Origin of the sequence: Zeaxanthinibacter sp. PT1 (assembly GCF_028464225.1) — a bacterium.
GTDB lineage: Bacteria > Bacteroidota > Bacteroidia > Flavobacteriales > Flavobacteriaceae > Zeaxanthinibacter.
Genome location: NZ_JAQPCN010000003.1, coordinates 362419 through 380681, shown reverse-complemented (window position 1 = coordinate 380681; position 18263 = coordinate 362419). Strand labels below are relative to the sequence as shown.

Genomic DNA, 18263 nt, shown 5'->3' with positions numbered 1-18263 from the left:
TTTGCAAATACAAAGCCCACCGCTAGCGCGGTGAGGCCTTTCTTTTCCCGGGCCCTATTATTTATAAGATAAATAGCTGACTCATGACAAGCACGGATTTGCTACCGCACATCCTGAGAACGCTCCCCTTTGCAAATACAAAGCCCACCGCTAGCGCGGTGAGGCCTTTCTTTTCCCGGGCCCTATTATTTATAAGATAAATAGCTGACTCATGACAAGCACGGATTTGCTACCGCACATCCTGAGAACGCTCCCCTTTGCAAATACAAAGCCCACCGCTAGCGCGGTGAGGCCTTTCTTTTCCCGGCCTTTACAAAAGCAAGCTTTTGACAGGCCGGGAAAAGAAAAGCCCGCATCAGAAAGATGCGGGCTTTGTGAGTGTAGTGATCGCGACAGGATTCGAACCTGTGACCGTCTGCTTAGAAGGCAGATGCTCTATCCAGCTGAGCTACGCGACCGACAAAAAACGCCTGTTCGGCATATTTTGCGCAAAAATAGAAAAACTAGGGGCATATGGAAACATAAAACACTTTAAATTTCAACCCGACAGTATAATTAAGTGAATCGCTTGTGACAATTATCCTTCATCTCCTAGTTATACAACATCAGGAATAAAGTAAGAGCCCTACAAATTACGGATCTTCACAACATAATTTTTACTCGCCCAATCCTTAGCCATAGTTTTATCATCAAATCCTAAAGAACTCTATAGCTTCATTCCCATTACCTCAATGTTAAAATGAAGTGCAGAATGTAACGAGCAATAATAAATTTACCTGTCAACAACACAAATTGGAACAGCCTAACTTAAATTATATTAATGAACTGTCGGGAAGTGACGATCTGTTCAAATTAAAGTTCATCAATATTTTAAAACAGGAATTTCCCGCCGAGAAAAATGAATTTCTCGATAACCTCAGAAATGATTTACCACGGGCAGCATCTTTAAATGTGAACAAGCTCAAATATAAAATGAGTGTACTGGGACTTGAACAGGGCTTTGAAAGAGCCTCGGTCTTTGAAGAAGAACTCAGGGATGGATGTACCAGGATGACTACTGAATTCATTGCCATTTTAAACACCATGGATCGGTACATTAATAGCATCTGATATTCAGCTGCACATATCTGAGAAGATAGTAATCTGAAAAATATATTTCATAAAAAAAACCAAACTTCCCAGTTTGGCTTTTTTTATGAAAGGAGATGCTCTTCCTTCCGCGGTAAAAGGGTTTGTTGTTGCAAATGATAATTAAAATAAGGTCGTTGCGATAATCAAAATGCTGACTACCGTACTCAGAACCAATAACCTGAATATGAAAACCGGTTTTTGTACCGTCAGTATCGCCAGGTTATGCGCAGAACATACTGTGACCACCAAAGCGATCAGGAGAATTTCCAATAATCCGGAGCCCCCCATCAGTAAACGAAGAATAGCGATAGAGCCAATGCAGGTAGATAGAATTATCCCCAGGGCGGAGTATCCGATCACATTTTTGGCATAGTCCTGTTGTAGCTTTGCGTAATTCATAATAATCTGGTTTTATTTAGAACCCAAAACTAGAAGTTGGCTCAAAGACAGCACATGATTTTGGTCAGCTTCCAAATTTAAATCATCAGTATATAAAACTTTGAAGTTCAAAAACGGGATCAACTTTCCCTATCTTTAAGTGTCTATTAAATATTACAGCATGAGCTACTATTTCAGTAAAACCCTCCGCGATATTTCATTCGAAAATGCAATTGAACAGACGACGGCTGCTCTTAAAAATGAAGGTTTTGGTATCCTCACCGAGATCGACATAAAGAGTACTATGAAGCAAAAACTCGACAAGGAATACAATAATTATAAGATCCTGGGGGCCTGCAATCCTTCTTTTGCGCATAAGGCCCTGCAGGCAGAGAACAAGATTGGCACCATGTTACCCTGTAATGTTATTGTTCGGGAGAATGATGACAGAAGTATCGAAGTTGCGGCCGTGGACCCGGTGGCCTCTATGATGGGTGTAGCAAACGAAAACCTGGCCCAAATAGCCGGCGAGGTGAGAAATAAATTAAAAAATGCCGTTGAAAGTCTCTAATCCTTAATGTTGTCAGACACCCCTGTTTGTATATTGCATTTAGAATAGTTTCCCTTAAGAATCAGATGAGAAATAGTTACTAAACGGTTTAAATATCATCGCTTGTTTTCATAATAGCAACTCCGGAAGATGTTCCTATTCTACTGGCCCCAGCGGCTATAAAGCTCAATGCGGCTTGCTTATTCCTGATTCCCCCGGCAGCTTTTATCCCGATTTGATCACCGACAATTGATTTGATCAGTTTTACATCTTTTATATCAGCACCCCTGGCACCAAAACCGGTTGAAGTCTTCACATAATCTGCACCTGCCTCGATAGACAATTCACAGGCTTTTTGTGTTTCCATGTCAGTCAGGTAACAGGTTTCAAGGATTACCTTCAGAAGATTTGGCCCCACCACATCTCTAATGGCTCGAATTTCATCCCTTACCTGTTCAAATTTGGCCTCCTTGATCCAGCCGATGTTGATCACCATATCAATTTCCCCGGCACCTTTTGAAACATAGTCCTTGGCCTCTGCAACTTTAGCCTTGGTGGAATTAGATCCCAGCGGAAAACCTACCACAGAACAAACTGTGATATCCGTACCCTTGAGTTTTTCGAGTGCTGAAGTGATGTGACATCCGCTCACACATACGGATCGAAAGCTATACGCTAGAGCTTCCTCGCAAAGTTTGTGAATATCGGCCTGTGTAGCGTATGGTTTTAAATAAGTATGGTCTATATAATGCTGAATTTCCATTTGGTGTAGTTATTTATCATGCTTTCAAAAATAAAAATATTAGTGACATAGCTAGGATTCCTCACATCTATTTCCAATAAAAATGAACTCCGGACTGACAAGCATCATAGTGCCCGCCTTGGTTAAGTACTAATTTTAAGTATACAGCCATCATTATGAAAACAGTCCTGATACCAACCGATTTCTCCACAAATGCATGGAATGCCATCGCTTATGTCCTACAACTATTTAAAAATGATGAGGTAAAATTTTACCTGCTTCACACCTATACCCCGGCATTTTACCGCGTGGATTATTTTCTTGGGGGACCGGAATTCAGTGCGATTCCGGATGTTGGAGTAGAACGCTCCATTGCCGGACTTGAAAAGACATTAACTCAAATAAGTCAGCAATACCCGAATAAAAAGCACAAATTTGAGACCATCTCGGCTTTTAATACTTTAACCGATGAGGTCAGGGATCAATGTAAAGCTAAAGAAATAGAACTTATTGTGATGGGAACCCAAGGGGCCAGCGGAGCTAAACAACTCTTCCTGGGCTCCAGCACCGTTTTTGTTATTCGCAAGTCGAGCATCCCCGTCCTGGCTATCCCCGAGAATTGTTCCTTTAAGGAAATTGGGAATATTCTTTTACCACATGACTACTTATCATGTTGTGATGCTATAGATCTAGAGCCCCTGGTTTTTTTTGCAAAACATCAAAAAGCTAAGATTAATGTGCTCCATGTAAAAGCAGCATCAGACCTTACAGAACAACAATTAAAAAACAAGGCTCAACTAAAAGAGCACTTATCAGACTTACCACACTTGTTTACCGAGTTGCACGGGGAGTCTATGCCCAACGCCATACTCGACCAGGCCGATAGTGATGATTTTCAATTGCTAGTCATGCTAAACCGTAAACATTCTTTCTTTGAGAAAATCCTGATCCGTCAATATGTAGACCAAGTTGGTTTCCACGTCAAAATTCCATTCCTGATAATACGAGATACCACTGAAAAATATTCCTAGCACTATAAGAATTTGATCATGAAAATTTCCAGAAAAAAAACGAGAAGAAGACCGGTACACTCAAAAAATACACATAACATTATATCCATCCCGGTGGGTGGAAAAACATTGAAAGGAATACTGGCAATTCCCGAAAACCCCAGGGGCATAGTTCTTTTTTCCCATGGCAGCGGTAGTGGCAGGTTTAGTCCCCGTAACAATCATGTCGCCAATCATCTGCGCAAGAACGAATTGGCCACACTCCTATTTGATCTTCTGACCGCAGAAGAAGATCAGAACTACTATATGCGATTTAATATTGACCTGCTGAGTTCCCGGCTCATTGCGGTAAGCCGTTGGATCATGGGGCTGGAATCCATGAAAGACATACCAATCGGGTATTTCGGTTCAAGCACCGGGTCCGCTTCAGCTCTTAGAGCTGCAGCTTTTTTTGGTGACCAGGTCAGTGCTGTGGTGTCCAGGGGCGGAAGGCCGGATATGGCAATGGAAGTGTTGCCATCTGTACTGGCACCAACTCTCCTGATCGTTGGGGAATTAGACCAGACAGTACTGGGATTAAACCAGCGGGCTTATTCTAATCTGAATTGTATCAAAAAACTGGAAGTGATTCCCGGAGCTTCGCATCTTTTCGGGGAAAAAGGGAAGTTAGATATCGTAGTAGACCTTGCAAATAACTGGTTTTCAGAACACATGAATCCTAACCCGTATTAAAATGTTCCAAGACAGAACAGACGCAGCCTTACAACTCACCTCTCAATTAGATGAATACCGCCAACATGCCGTAGTTGTACTGGCGATTCCGAGGGGAGGCTTACCATTGGGAGCGATCATTGCTAAATACCTGGATGCACCGCTCGATGTGGCGCTTTCCAAAAAAATCGGCCATCCCTTAAATAAGGAATATGCTATCGGGGCGATCAGTTTAGAAGAAGCTATACTTTCTGATAAGCATGGAATTTCGGAACAATATATTGAGGCTGAAACAAAACGGATCCGGGAAAAACTAAGACAGCAGCAGGAACAATATTACCGGGACAAAGCAGTCAAAGATTTGGAAAATAAAATTGTCATTATCGTGGATGATGGAATCGCCACCGGGAATACCATAAAGGTTACGGCCGAATTTGTACAAAAAAAGCATCCTAAGATGGTCATCGTCGCCATACCTGTAGCTCCTGCTGACGCGGTGGCTAGCTTAGAAGCTTCACCCCATATAGACAAAGTAGTCTGTCTGCATGCTGCAAAAAACTTTCGAGCAGTGGGATTATTTTACAGGGATTTCAGGCAGGTTTCAGATGATGAGGCGATCAGGATTCTTCGTGAGAATGAATTCCATAAATAGGGAAGTAAAAAACCGAGAAAAATGGACAAAACTGATATTCGTCATGTTATATCCCGGTACTGGACATTATATTAGCTACAGATTAAAAAAATAAGTTCATTGAAACCAGGACGAAATCCGGATTATGTAAGATCTGGATATCTGATACCGATAGAAGAAGTTTAGAACGCCTTTTATACCTTTTGAATCACGAAAGGACCTGGCAACAGGTCTTAGTAAGGGCCAGTGTAAGTGGTCATTTGGCAGACTGACTTTTTCGAGAAACCGGGGCATTCACGTGTCCCGGTTTCTTATTTTATTACATATCCAACACAACTTCTTACCTCTTTGGAAACCGAAAAAAAAAATGACACTGCCTAAACAGTGTCATAAGGGATGATATTTCATATTGTTATTTTCAAATACATGGTCAGAACATTAGGTTGGTGTAAATTAAACCTTTAAGGTCTTTAGGTAAGCCGTCGCGAATGTCTTCCATCTCCCCGCGCGAAACGTATTTTCTTAGGTAGATAAAAGTAACATCAATATACTTTTCTAAAAGCTCGTTCTCATAGCCAAAATCATTCACGGCTGCCGAGCCATCAAACTCCCTGACCAAGTTCATAAATTGTTCCATATGCTTTATTTTTCTCTTCCTTCCTCTGGTAGACCATCGGTTTACATAGAGTGCTTTCAAGAACATTGGAAATTGCGCCATAAGCTGAATAGATTCTTCTATAGAAATAATTTCGCGTAAGGCATGAAGGATAGCAACCAGGATTCTCCCTGCTTTATCCTTATCATTATCCATGGCCATCTCTTTGGCAAACTCATTTAAAAATGTGTTGCCTTCTGCTGCGTACTGGTTGAAATTGAGTGACATGATATACTGGTGTTATTGTTCGTCCCTGAATATAAAATCATTAACACTAAACTAAAATGATGATCATCAGAACCATGGAAAAATTATGCGTCATGATAAACTTGGTATTACAGTATTCTATTTCCATAAAAGTTGGCTAACACGGGATAATTATATCCCTGCTAATCCATAATAGATATCGATTTCCGAACTGATAAAAGTCATGTGCTGCTCCTGCCGGGGCTATTACATTTAACCTGGATAAAAGCTGATATATTGAATAGTATAGGATTTCATTATTCTTCAGGATGCTTTCCTTAAATTGATAGACTTATGAAAGACCTCAATAAAAAAGAATGCCTGGATTTATTACAGAATAACTATGTTGGGCGTATTGCTTACACTACCAGTGGTAGTGCAGATATAGTTCCGATCACTTATTTCTACGACCCCGAACACCACGCTATAATCTCCTATTCCGGTATAGGTTCAAAAATATCTGCTATGCGCGATCATAAAGAAGTATCCTTCCAGGTAGACGAGATTGAATCCTTAAATCATTGGAAGTCTGTGCTTTTGCATGGTGAGTACGAAGAATTATCGGGGATAAGCGCCAAACAGCAATTGCACCGGTTTGCAGAAGGAGTCAAAAAACTGATAAAAAAGAAAGATGGTCACAGCGCTAAATACATCGAAGAATTTTCCAGCAAGGTAAGCGAGGATTCAATTCCGATAGTGTACCGGATTAAAATCTCCGAGGTTAAAGGGAAAGGCAGGAACTGATTATTATCATTATTATTCCATGGGTCGCGAACTATATTTGACCCTCATAAGTAGTGAGTCGTTCTTTACATCGTTCAGGTTCGGGGGAATTCTTGATACGATCTCTGAAGAACAAATTAGTGGATGATGTGGATTAGGATGATCAGACAAATTTATTGCCTCCTTGGCAATAGGCTTTTAGATTTATCTATAACCACGACACCAAAAAAGACAGGGACCTAACAGTCCCTGTTTTTTTTTACATCTCACTGCTGGGTTGGTTCCGCAGACACACAATGTCTACATTATCGTTAAAAATCCCTTAATATTCAGACCCTATTCCAGGCCAACTATAGCCATAAGCGGTCTATAAGTTATTTTTGCACTTTACCCACAATAAATAGTCATAACTTGCTAAATAACTGCCAGATTAGTATTCGATAAGGTATATCAAAAATGAGTAAAGCTATATATATTGCTACCACAGAACCCAATAGTGGGAAGTCTATAGTATCCTTGGGTATGATGAGATTACTACTGGGGAGGACTGCCCGCGTTGGTTATTTCAGACCTATTATCGATGCCGTGGAACCCGGTTTTATCGATCACCATATCCACGCTATTTTGTCATATTTTGAAATAGATATGAAGCCCGAAGAGGCGTATTGCTTTACCCGTGGTGAGGTGGTAGATTTAAAGAACCAGGACAGGGACGACGAGATCATCAGCAGGATCATCCACCAATTCAAGGCAATCGAAGAACGGTTCGACTTTGTCCTGGTAGAGGGAACCGATTTTTCCGGAGAAGGTGCTATCCTGGAATGGGACACCAATGCAGTGATCGCCAAAAATCTCGGGATTCCGGTCATAGTGATCGGGAGTGGATCCGGGAAGTCTATCAAAGAATTAGCGGGGAACCTGCTAATGGCCTATGACTCATTCCGGGACCGGGATGTGGAAGTGTTGCTTATGGTTGCGAATAAAGTTAAGCCCGAAACAATGGAGGAAACCTCCAAGGCCTTAAAGAGAAAACTACCTGCCGGAGTACTGACAGGGATCATTCCGCTGAATCCTGTGCTAGGCAGTCCATCGATCCAGGAAATTGCCCGGGAACTGGGCGCAGAAGTACTCTTTGGCCATTCGTTCCTCAACGCACAGGTAGCGGATTTCAGCGTGGGGGCTATGCAATTGCGAAATTACCTGACACACCTTAAGAAAGATGGCCTAGTGATCACACCCGGTGACCGGGCCGATATTATCCTCGGTGCCCTACAGGCAAATATTTCTGCCAATTACCCGGCCATTTCTGGAATCGTTTTAACCGGTGGACTCAGGCCCGAAGAATCGATCATAAAACTGATCGAAGGTTTATCAGACGTCGTCCCCATCCTCTCAGTGCAGGGAGGTACGTATTCCGTCACCAACAGGATAGGTGCCATCCGCCCAAAACTGTATGCAGAGAATACTCAGAAGATTACCACATCAATAGAAGAGTTTGACAGATACATTCCTACCAGCGAGCTGGCTAAACGGCTGATCACTTTTAAACCGGAAGGAATCACCCCCAGGATGTTCCAGTACAATCTGCTAAAACAGGCCAAACGCGTTAAAAAACATATTGTACTTCCTGAAGGAACTGACGAACGAATTCTGAAGGCCACTAAAAAATTGATCGATGTGGAGGCCGTTGATATTACGCTGCTCGGAGATGAAGATGCTATCAGGTCCAGGATACTTGAAATTGACCTGGGTCTGGATCCGGATAGAATCCGGATAGTGAATCCCAGCACCTCTCCCCTGCTCGATGAATATGCCCAGACTTTATATGAGCTTAGGAAACATAAGAATGTGAACCAGGCAATGGCCAGGGATCTGATGGAAGATGTCTCTTATTATGGCACTATGATGGTATACAAAGAACATGCAGATGGCATGGTTTCCGGGGCTGCACATACCACCCAGCATACCATTCGGCCGGCATTGCAATTCATAAAGACCAAACCCGGGGTTTCCGTGGTATCTTCCGTGTTTTTCATGTGCCTTCCCAACCGGGTGACGGTTTTTGGCGATTGTGCAATTAATCCAAACCCAAACGCCGAACAACTGGCAGAGATCGCTATTTCATCAGCCGCGACCAGCACCGCCTTCGGGATTGCCCCTAAGATCGCCATGCTCTCCTATTCCTCGGGTACCTCGGGAGCAGGAGAAGATGTGGACCGGGTAAGGGAAGCAACAAAGATCATCAAAGAAAAACGACCGGATCTCAAAGTAGAGGGACCCATACAATATGATGCTGCCGTTGACAGTAAAGTGGGCAGGAGCAAATTACCGGATTCCGAGGTTGCCGGGCAGGCCAGTGTATTCATCTTCCCGGACCTCAATACGGGCAATAATACGTATAAGGCTGTTCAGAGAGAGACAGGCGCATTAGCCATTGGACCTATCCTGCAGGGATTGAACAAACCGGTGAACGACCTCAGCAGGGGATGTACGGTTGAGGATATATTTAACACGGTAATCATAACAGCAATACAGGAGTAAACTCAAAAAACGATTAGACTAGCATCCTGGCTAGTACATCAGAAAGATGATTCATGAAAATACTAATTCTCAATTCCGGAAGCTCTTCCATAAAATATAAACTCATCATCATGCCTTCAGAAGCCGTGGTTTGTGAAGGTCTGATAGAACGAATTGGAAGCCCTGATGCCATTTTTAAGTATTCAAATAAGGACTCTGAATTAACTGATACAAGGAAAATCAGCAGCCATAAAGAAGGGTTGGAACTCATTACACGGACAATTTCTGATGAGGAGATCGGGGTGATTCATAATGTGGAGGATATCACTGCTGTAGGTCACCGAGTAGTACACGGCGGCAATACCTTTACCGATACTACCCTGGTGAATGAAGCTGTTTTAGAAAAGATCAGAGAGCTCTCTAACCTCGCCCCGCTACACAACCCCCATAACCTTGAAGGCATTCAACTCGCTGAAAAGATGTTTCCCAATGCAAAGCAGGTTGCGGTTTTTGATACGGCCTTTCACCAGACCATTCCCGCGAAATCTAAAAAATATGCATTGCCCAAAAAATGGAATTCTGAATATGATATAGAGGTATACGGCTTCCATGGCACCAGTCATAAGTATGTAGCGGAGCAAACTAATTCTTATCTCGGAAAGAAAAATACCCGGATCATTACAATCCATCTCGGGAATGGTTGCAGTATGACCGCAGTACAGGACGGTAAAAGTGTGGAGCACAGTATGGGTTTTACCCCTTCTAACGGACTTATCATGGGGACCAGGAGTGGAGACATAGATCCCTTTATCATTTTCCACCTTGTATTTAACCTGGGATATGACCTGGAGTTGGTCAGGCACCAATTATTGAAGGAGAGCGGTATGAAAGGACTAACCGGGTATACAGACATGCGGGATATTCAACGGGAAGCCGGGGAAGGTAACCCGGATTGCCTCCTGGCGTTGGAAATGAATGCCGTCCGAATTAAAAAATACATCGGGTCTTATGCGGCCATTATGAATGGACTGGATGCGATAGTGTTTACCGCAGGCATAGGTGAAAATTCAGACACACTCAGGGAAATGGTATGCCGTGATATGCAGTATCTCGGAATCGAATTAGACAAGGACAAAAATCGGGGAAGATTTGGTAAGCTTAGAGAGATCAATACGAAGAACTCCAGTGTTAAGGTTTTAGTGGTGCCTACGGACGAAGAACTGGAAATTGCTACCCAGGTCTACAGTGTCTGCCAGGAGTTATGAGATAAGCTTTTGCTATTTCTCATTTCACGAAAAGTTCGGGTTTAATAGAATAGGAACTAGCGATTTAAACCTATAAATCGGAGAATACAAGCTTTACCTCTTCAAAACCCCAGGGTATTCCAGGGTAAGTAGAATTTTTTTATCGTTAGATTTATGTAGTGTCTAAACTCGCTACTGTTTTGATAATCAAATTTCTACATAATAATTCCCGGATATTGCTGATACCTTTCTTCGGCATTGTATTATTTGGAATCTTTTATATCCTCTCTGCATTATATTACCCGGGCGGTTCCTGGCACCAACCCGAACAGCCGGGGTTTAGTATCCTCCATAATTATCTCTGTGATCTCCTCGATGAATATGCGATTAACGGGGAACTGAACACCGGCAGTTTCTTCGCCAGGATATCCCTGGGCGTACTTTGTATATCGCTGATGCACTTGTGGATGATGCTGCCTGCACTTTTTAAAGGGAGACGTATCAACAAGGTGCTAATGGTGGTAAGCGGTATTTCTGCCCTGGGTGTTACGCTATTCCTCACCTCCGGTACTCATGATCTTATTGTACGGATTGCCGGGGTTCTGGGTACTATTGCCTTGGTTTCTTGCTATATAGAATTATGGAGATCGGGTTATATCCTGCTGTTCCTTTACGGACTCTTTTGCCTGCTTGTTTTTGGTATGAATTACTATATCTACGAGACGGGTATTTACAGAACCCAACTGCCGATGATACAGAAAATAACGTTTATAATAATACTGGGTTGGATGATGTTACTCAATAAGAAACTCTATCAAAAAGTCAGGGAATATAAGCGGAATACTATGAGTTAAAGCTAAGATTGCGGGGATGGATCCGGGTTTACTGAGCCATCATTCCCCCGTCTACCACGTGAGTACAACCGGTGATATATTTACTCTCGTCTGATGCCAGGAATAGAGCCAATTCTGCAATTTCGGAAGATTCCGCATACCTCTTAAATGGGATAGAAGACTCAAATCCCTCGATAACTCCGGCTGGGTCCTCTGGGTTAATCACATTCTCTATCCTACGCATCATCTGGTTATTAACGGGTCCCGGATGTATAGAATTTACGCGTACCTGTTGAGAAGCAAATTCAAGTGCCGCCACCCTCATCAGACCAACAACTGCGTGTTTACTCGCGACATAGGCTCCCAGCCCAGGAAAACCTTTTAAGCCCGCCACCGAAGAAGTCATAATAACACTTCCTCCCTTCTTCATCCTGGGAATCACGTGTTTAGTGCCCAACCAAACTCCTTTCAGGTTAACTGCCATGACCCTATCATAGATCTTATCAGGATAATCTGTAATCGGCTTCGAGGTACCTTCAATGCCTGCATTGGCAAAAAAGATATCTATTCTCCCAAACCGATCCAGGGTTTCATCTATATATCGCCGGGTATCCTTGGCATCTGAAACATCGGCCGCGCAGATAGCCAGGTGGTCGTGATTGATGTCTTCGTGAATTTTATTAAGATGCTCCTGATCTAAATCAACCAGCATAACACATGCCCCTTCCTGCAGAAACAATTTAGCCGTTGCCAATCCTATTCCACCGGCACCGCCGGTAATAATTGCGACTTTTCCTTTTAACCTGCTCATTGCTTTTGTTTTTAGGGACTAGATCTGTCATTTATACCTTGTCAAAATAGACCGGACATTTTCCCTGTGAAATGATCGGGATCAGACAAGCTCTATACTATCAAAATACCGGTGGTTTATCAGTATCAACTAATTCATTAATACTGTTTTTAGGTTACTAAGATGACAACCACATTAGGAGTGAATTCCGGGGGATAAGTTGGTAAACATGCGTGGTCATTGAATGACCGGAGTCATAGTTACCGAAGGGGCACTCTGCTATTTTAGAGTAAATCAATACAAACACTAATGAAGAAGCTCCTGATACCCACCGATTTCTCAGAAAACGCATGGAATGCAATTTTTAATGCTGTTAAATTCTATTCAGGAATTCCCTGCCAGATATATATCCTACACGCTTACGAGCCCGGCGCCATGAACAAAATGGGAAGAAAAACCCAGGCAAGGCTGGGGGTATTATATGACTCCCTGGCCCAACATTCTGAGCAAGAGTTGGGGAAGATCATTTCGTACCTGGAGGAACACCATGCCAATGACAAACATCAATTCCACACCCTTTCTGAGAAAGGCACCCTACGGGAAGTCGTTCAGGAAATTGTCCCCCGCCTTGGTATTAATACCTTAATCATGGGCACCCAGGGTGCTACAGGTGCCAAAGAAATATTCCTGGGCAGCAATACTGTTAAGGTTATTAAAGAACTTGATAATTACCCGATCCTGGTCATTCCTTCAGGATATAATTTCCAGCAGCTTAACACGGTAGTATTGCCCACGGATTACCTGAGACCTATAAAAAAATCGAATTTGTTGCCACTTACGGACCTGGCTGCAAACTGTAAATGTAAAATCCAGGTTCTATATGTGACGGATGAAGGTTTGCTCAGCGATAAACAGGAAGATCATAAGCAACTCCTGGGCGAGCACCTGTCTGCTTTTAGCCCAACATTTCATCAGGTAAAGCCCACCACCGATCTCTGGCAAGACATATCAGGTTATTGTGATTCTTCAGATGCCGAACTACTGGTAATGCCAAGGCACGAACATTCATTTTTAGAAAAGCTTATCCGGGAAGCGGTCGTAAAAAAGACTGCCTTTCATTCTACGATACCTGTATTATTCCTGGCGATCCGGGATTAGGTGAACACATTTTAAACACGCACTATCATGGCCAACAGGCATATTCTTTTACCAACTGATTTTTCAGAACATGCCCTGCATGCCATGCTATTTGCCATTAAACTGTTTGAACGGGAAAATTGTTGTTTCCATCTGTTAAACACCTTCCAGGTTAGTCCATCCGGTTTGGCTAGTAAAATGGCCGAAGCCAATGAAACCAGGTTATTCCAATCGCTCAGGGAGGAGTCCGAAGAAAACCTCAGGACCATGTTAGAGAGATTAAAGGATATTAAAGATAATGCCCTCCACTCCTTTAGGATTCATAGCAAAGCAGATTCTGTAGTCGGTGCTGTTGCCGGGTTATGCCGGGTAGAAGATATCAGCTATGTAATTATGGGGACCAGGGGATCCTCTGCCCTTAAAGAAGTGTTTATGGGTAGTACTACCGTTGCTATATTAAAATACATCAACTTTTGCCCGATTATCGCGGTGCCGGCAGAATCCTCCCTGGATTCGCCTTCCGCGATAGCGTTTGCCACAAATTTTGAACATGCCTATTCCGAGGAAGAACTACAACCCCTCCTCTTTTTAGCATCGCTCCGTTGCAGTTCCATCAGGGTTGTTCATGTATCCTCAACAACCGGGCTTAGCCAAGATCAGGCAGAAAACAAAAAAGTTCTAGGCAAATTCTTGAAGGCTTACCAATGCCATTTTGAAGAAATTCCGGCAACTAAAAAAATATCCGGGACGATAATGAACTGGGCTTACACTACTGATGAGATCGGCATGATCGCGATGGTCAGCTATCACCACAGTTTCCTTCAGAAACTCACTACGGAAAATATCATCAAAAAAGTGGCTTTTCATACCCGACTTCCGCTACTGATTTTTCCAATGCTGGAGATTGGCAACTAGACACATGAAACAGCCATATAAATACCCTCAAGAGGGCATTGATTAATAAGATTACTCCTACTATGGCCCCGTTCTAATAATAGTGCAGATGTTGATGCATACGGATAAATTTATTCAGTTTAAGTAAATATTCTACAACGGCGATTGACCTAGGTCATAGGGCGGCAAGCCTACGCGCTTTACATTGAATCTATGTATTGCAGCCATACCTAAACGCCATGACACTAGAGTTCACTAAGAACATCAGGCAATTTTTTATCGAAATAGGTGAACTCTCCTATTTTGCCGGGCGTTTCTTTCGTGAAGCCGTAAAACCTCCCTTCGAATTTAAGGAGTTACTGCGCCAGTGTTACCAGATGGGAAATCGATCCCTAGTATTGGTCCTGGTCACCAGCTTTATAATTGGACTTGTCCTGGATCTGCAATCGCGTCCTACGATGGAGCAATTCGGTGCTGTTTCAATGATGCCCAATATGGTGGGTATATCGATTGTCCGTGAGTTAGGACCTGTAATCACGGCATTAGTCTGCGCAGGACGAATCGCATCGGGTATAGGTGCCGAATTAGGTTCCATGCGGGTTACGGAACAGATCGATGCGATGGAAGTATCGGGCACCAATCCTTTTAAATACCTTGTCGTTACCCGGGTAATGGCCACTACCCTGATGTTACCTTTGCTAGTCATTCTTGGTGACGGACTCGCCCTTTACGGTTCTGCGCTTGTCGAATATTTTAAAGGTGCCGTTTCCTTCCAGCTCTATTTCACTACGGTTTTTGATGCCTTGTCTTACGGTGACCTCATCCCGGCCACCGCCAAAAGCTTCTTCTTTGGATTTGCCATAGGCCTGGTTGGCTGTTATAAAGGATATTACTGCAAAAAGGGAACGGCCGGGGTTGGAGTAGCTGCTAACACCGCGGTAGTTTTCACTTCCATGGTGCTGTTTGTGATTGACTTCGTCGCTGTTTTCATATCTGACATATTCTACGACTTATGAAAAGGGAAACACATAGTATCCGGACCAATGCGCAGGAAGACCTGGAAAGGGAAGTGATTATCGATATCAGGGATCTCTACAAAAGTTTTGGCAAAGTGCATGTCCTTAAAGGGTTCAACATGAAGCTCTATAAAGGAGAAAATCTCGTGGTGATGGGGAAATCCGGCTCTGGGAAATCCGTAATGATCAAATGCCTGATCGGGCTTATCAAACCTGATAGTGGTTACATTTCCGTAATGAACAATGAGATAAAAACGCTGAACAGGGAAACGCTGGATACCCTGCGTTCAGATATCGGTTTTTTATTCCAGGGAAGCGCACTATATGATTCTATGACGGTACGGGAAAACCTGGAATTTCCTATGCGCAGGCATAAAAAGAAATTAGGACCGTTGACGGATACCACACCTCTTGTCCTGGAAGCCCTGGAAAGTGTCGGATTGGCCGATGCCATTGACCTGATGCCCGCAGAGCTTTCTGGTGGTATGAAAAGACGGGTAGCTCTTGCCAGGACCTTGATCTTACAGCCAAAAATTATTCTCTATGACGAACCGACCAGTGGCCTGGATCCTATCACCTCCAAAGAAATTATAGAGCTGATGCTTAGAATCCAGGCAAAATACGGCACCTCTTCCCTGATTATAACACATGATGTGGATTGTGCCAGGGTAATTTCTGACCGTATGATATTACTGGTAGACGGCATTAATTATGCCGAGGGAACTTACGAGGATCTGATAACTTCTGCCGACCCTAAAGTAGAAGCATTCTTTAAAAAATAAATCATGGAAAAAACAGCCAAAGAAAAATTTCGACTCGGGATTTTTGTCGTTGCAGGAACCATCCTCATTGTCCTGGCGGCTTACCTGATCGGTAACCAGCAACACATTTTCGGAAACACATTCACCCTGCACACTACCTTCAAAAATGTAAATGGTTTGCAAAAAGGCAATAACGTGAGATATGCAGGGATCAATATCGGGACCGTAAAAGACATTGAAATGATCAATGACACAGCTATATCTGTAGCCATGCTGATCCAGAACAAGATGTTACCGCACATAAAAAAGAACGCCCTGGCAACCATAGGTTCTGATGGCCTGGTGGGAAGTATGATCATCAACATCGTTCCCGGCCAGGGTGAAGCCTCCCTTGTTAAGCCGGAAACTATGATATCGTCTTACAGCAGGGTAGCTACTGCGGATATGCTCAATACCCTGAGTGTAACCAATGAAAATGCAGCTTTACTCCTCCAGGACCTGTTGCGAATTTCTGGTTCTATGAATTCCAATACAGGGGCTATAGGGCGTTTACTAAATGAACCGGAAATGGCAGAAGATCTGCAGGAAACCCTTAGAAACCTGAGGCTGGCAAGTGAAAATACCGCGATGATGATGAAGGAGCTGGGTACGGTGATTGGAAAATACAATATCGAACAGAGTGTGGCAAGTACCGTGTTCAGTGATTCTATTGCCGGAGCTAAACTTCGGCTTACTATTGACCATCTAGAGAATTCTTCAGTTCATCTCCATTCCGTCGCCACCCAACTGGATGCCATGGTCGGAGAAATTAAAGAAGGTAAGGGCGCCATCAATTACCTTTCAACGGATACCGTCCTGGTCGGGCATCTGGAGCGTACTGTGCAAAACCTGGATCAGGGAATGTACCGGTTTAACCAGAATATGGAGGCATTGCAACACAACTTCCTGACCAGGGGTTATTTCCGGAAACTAGAGCGCAAAAAAGCGAAGTCTGAGAAATCCCGTGACTAAGGCATGCCAGGCCACTTCAAGAAATATGTCGATTATTACGGGATTGTAAATCGACCCCTTGTCACTTCTCCCTTTCTTCTCGCTCATCAAAAAATAAGGACGTCATACGATGCTTTACATCGTCATAGCGATCCAGGAATATGCGCGACTTTTTAGAGAGTCCGTCTTCCAGTATATAACTGAATGGTTCCGTGACCTCGAAAGTTCGGAGAACTTCTTTACTGATCGCCAGTACCGGTAAGGCGAGAATCATACCCGAAATACCCCACATTACTCCTCCAAGGAATAATCCCAAAATGATAAAAAGCGGGTTTATTTTTATACTAGGTCCCATTACATTAGGAGATATCAGGTTGCCTTCTATCTGTTGTACCAATATATAGAGCCCAATAACCGCCCAGGGCTGCCATAAACTATCAGAGACCATCAGCATATACACAAAAGGCAAAATTCCGCCAACAGTGGTCCCCAGGTATGGAATGATCTCCAGGAAACCGGCCAGGAATCCCCAGAAATAGGCGTACGGAACTCCGATCAGCCAAAGACCGGAACCAATCAGAAAACCGAGGATTATAATTATTATCCCCTGCCCTATCATGTATCTTTTTGTTAAGGCCTGCAGTTTTATGAATAATTGTTCCAAGGATTTTCTGTTCTTTGGGCTAGCCTGCGCGAGCAGGTAATTCTTAAACGAAGTTCTGTAGAGTAACATGAAATAGGTGATCAGAATGATGAGTACGGCATTGGCGATCACAATGGTACCCGACTCAAAACTTTCCCTGATCAGCTCTAAAGGAACATCGAACACCCCTATGACATTTTCAGAAATCCAGTCTGAAGAAGTACGTGGATCTAAATTGAATTTTTGATCCAGCCAGTCCATCCAGCCAGTGGTTACTTCAATTACTTTTGGACGAACGGAGGGAAGGTCTCCGAATAAGATCCTGGACTGATTAAAAAAGAATAATATCAATGCAACCAAGGGTACCACGGCGACCAGGTAAGCGAAAAGGATGGATGGGATTTTTCTGCGCAGGTAACGTTCAAAGAACGATACTACAGGTTTTAGCATCAGGGCAAAAAAAAACTAAATAACATGGGCACCCATACCACCTTGGCAGCAATAAGGATATAGAAAATTAAACTTACCGATGCTAAAAAATAAAATATATGGGGAAGATTTACCGTATACTTTTTCATAAAACAATTATATCGATGATATCCCCGCGGAGATGGGTTTTTAAAATTCGGTCTAAACCGCCGTACTGATTAACACTATT

General features: G+C 43.1%; 19 protein-coding genes and 1 tRNA gene. 14 read left to right on the top strand and 6 right to left on the bottom strand.

The genetic code is table 11. From position 1 onward, the window contains the following. Positions 1-384: 384 nt before the first annotated feature. Positions 385-458: transfer RNA gene (locus PP178_RS11150), tRNA-Arg, on the bottom strand. Between the two features lie 334 nt (positions 459-792). Between PP178_RS11150 and PP178_RS11145 the strand changes: the two genes are divergently transcribed. Continuing rightward, positions 793-1110, top strand: a complete 318-nt coding sequence (locus PP178_RS11145) for an Hpt domain-containing protein (protein ID WP_272594418.1) — start codon at positions 793-795, stop codon at positions 1108-1110. 141 nt (positions 1111-1251) lie between these two features. Here PP178_RS11145 and PP178_RS11140 read toward each other — a convergent pair whose 3' ends face one another. Next, positions 1252-1530: a hypothetical protein gene (locus tag PP178_RS11140; RefSeq protein ID WP_272594417.1), complete on the bottom strand. Its 279-nt coding sequence runs from the start codon at positions 1528-1530 to the stop codon at positions 1252-1254. A gap of 160 nt (positions 1531-1690) precedes the next feature. On the opposite strand from PP178_RS11140, the gene PP178_RS11135 reads away from it, so the two are divergent. Further along, a complete protein-coding gene (locus PP178_RS11135) occupies positions 1691-2080 on the top strand; it encodes a DUF302 domain-containing protein (RefSeq protein ID WP_272594416.1) in 390 nt (129 codons plus the stop codon). An 88-nt stretch (positions 2081-2168) separates the two neighbouring features. Here PP178_RS11135 and deoC read toward each other — a convergent pair whose 3' ends face one another. Beyond that, a complete protein-coding gene (deoC, locus tag PP178_RS11130; protein WP_272594415.1) occupies positions 2169-2822 on the bottom strand; it encodes a deoxyribose-phosphate aldolase in 654 nt (217 codons plus the stop codon). Between the two features lie 155 nt (positions 2823-2977). On the opposite strand from deoC, the gene PP178_RS11125 reads away from it, so the two are divergent. From PP178_RS11125 to PP178_RS11115, 3 genes are read left to right on the top strand one after another with little or no spacing between them, the layout of a single operon-like run. Further along, the gene (locus PP178_RS11125; RefSeq protein WP_272594414.1) at positions 2978-3832 is read left to right on the top strand and encodes a universal stress protein; all 855 of its coding nucleotides are present in this window, start codon (positions 2978-2980) and stop codon (positions 3830-3832) included. Positions 3833-3850: 18 nt separating this feature from the next. Then, positions 3851-4543, top strand: a complete 693-nt coding sequence (locus PP178_RS11120) for a dienelactone hydrolase family protein (protein WP_272594413.1) — start codon at positions 3851-3853, stop codon at positions 4541-4543. Between the two features lies 1 nt (position 4544). Further along, positions 4545-5174, top strand: a complete 630-nt coding sequence (locus PP178_RS11115) for a phosphoribosyltransferase (RefSeq protein ID WP_272594412.1) — start codon at positions 4545-4547, stop codon at positions 5172-5174. A gap of 409 nt (positions 5175-5583) precedes the next feature. Here PP178_RS11115 and PP178_RS11110 read toward each other — a convergent pair whose 3' ends face one another. Continuing rightward, positions 5584-6036 (bottom strand): DUF2267 domain-containing protein, encoded by a 453-nt coding sequence (locus PP178_RS11110; protein ID WP_272594411.1) that lies wholly within the window; start codon positions 6034-6036, stop codon positions 5584-5586. Positions 6037-6348: 312 nt separating this feature from the next. Between PP178_RS11110 and PP178_RS11105 the strand changes: the two genes are divergently transcribed. From PP178_RS11105 to PP178_RS11090, 4 genes are all read left to right on the top strand, one after another. Further along, entirely contained in the window at positions 6349-6798 is a 450-nt protein-coding gene (locus PP178_RS11105) for a pyridoxamine 5'-phosphate oxidase family protein (protein ID WP_272594410.1), read from the top strand. A gap of 435 nt (positions 6799-7233) precedes the next feature. Then, positions 7234-9318 carry a phosphate acetyltransferase gene (gene pta, locus PP178_RS11100; protein ID WP_272594409.1) on the top strand — a complete coding sequence of 695 codons (2085 nt, stop codon included), beginning with the start codon at positions 7234-7236 and terminating at the stop codon, positions 9316-9318. A 53-nt stretch (positions 9319-9371) separates the two neighbouring features. Further along, positions 9372-10562: an acetate/propionate family kinase gene (locus tag PP178_RS11095; protein ID WP_272594408.1), complete on the top strand. Its 1191-nt coding sequence runs from the start codon at positions 9372-9374 to the stop codon at positions 10560-10562. A 215-nt stretch (positions 10563-10777) separates the two neighbouring features. Then, on the top strand, positions 10778-11395 hold the full coding sequence (locus tag PP178_RS11090) for a hypothetical protein (protein WP_272594407.1): 618 nt from the start codon (positions 10778-10780) through the stop codon (positions 11393-11395). Between the two features lie 28 nt (positions 11396-11423). On the opposite strand, the gene PP178_RS11085 is transcribed toward PP178_RS11090, so the two are convergent. Next, the gene (locus tag PP178_RS11085) at positions 11424-12185 is read right to left on the bottom strand and encodes an SDR family NAD(P)-dependent oxidoreductase (RefSeq protein ID WP_272594406.1); all 762 of its coding nucleotides are present in this window, start codon (positions 12183-12185) and stop codon (positions 11424-11426) included. A 288-nt stretch (positions 12186-12473) separates the two neighbouring features. Here PP178_RS11085 and PP178_RS11080 point away from each other — a divergent pair, with 288 nt between their 5' ends. The 5 genes from PP178_RS11080 to PP178_RS11060 all read left to right on the top strand — a co-directional run bounded on the left by PP178_RS11080 (position 12474) and on the right by PP178_RS11060 (position 16983). Next, complete coding sequence (locus PP178_RS11080; RefSeq protein ID WP_272594405.1) at positions 12474-13322, top strand: universal stress protein; 849 nt, start codon at positions 12474-12476, stop codon at positions 13320-13322. Between the two features lie 27 nt (positions 13323-13349). Next, on the top strand, positions 13350-14216 hold the full coding sequence (locus PP178_RS11075) for a universal stress protein (protein WP_272594404.1): 867 nt from the start codon (positions 13350-13352) through the stop codon (positions 14214-14216). A 218-nt stretch (positions 14217-14434) separates the two neighbouring features. Further along, the gene (locus PP178_RS11070) at positions 14435-15211 is read left to right on the top strand and encodes an MlaE family ABC transporter permease (protein ID WP_272594403.1); all 777 of its coding nucleotides are present in this window, start codon (positions 14435-14437) and stop codon (positions 15209-15211) included. Then, entirely contained in the window at positions 15208-15993 is a 786-nt protein-coding gene (locus tag PP178_RS11065; RefSeq protein WP_272594402.1) for an ABC transporter ATP-binding protein, read from the top strand. The genes PP178_RS11070 and PP178_RS11065 overlap by 4 nt, the downstream gene beginning before the upstream one ends. Positions 15994-15996: 3 nt before the next feature. Beyond that, positions 15997-16983 (top strand): MlaD family protein, encoded by a 987-nt coding sequence (locus PP178_RS11060; RefSeq protein ID WP_272594401.1) that lies wholly within the window; start codon positions 15997-15999, stop codon positions 16981-16983. A 61-nt stretch (positions 16984-17044) separates the two neighbouring features. On the opposite strand, the gene PP178_RS11055 is transcribed toward PP178_RS11060, so the two are convergent. After that, complete coding sequence (locus PP178_RS11055; protein ID WP_336298538.1) at positions 17045-18058, bottom strand: AI-2E family transporter; 1014 nt, start codon at positions 18056-18058, stop codon at positions 17045-17047. Between the last annotated feature and the right edge of the window lie 205 nt (positions 18059-18263).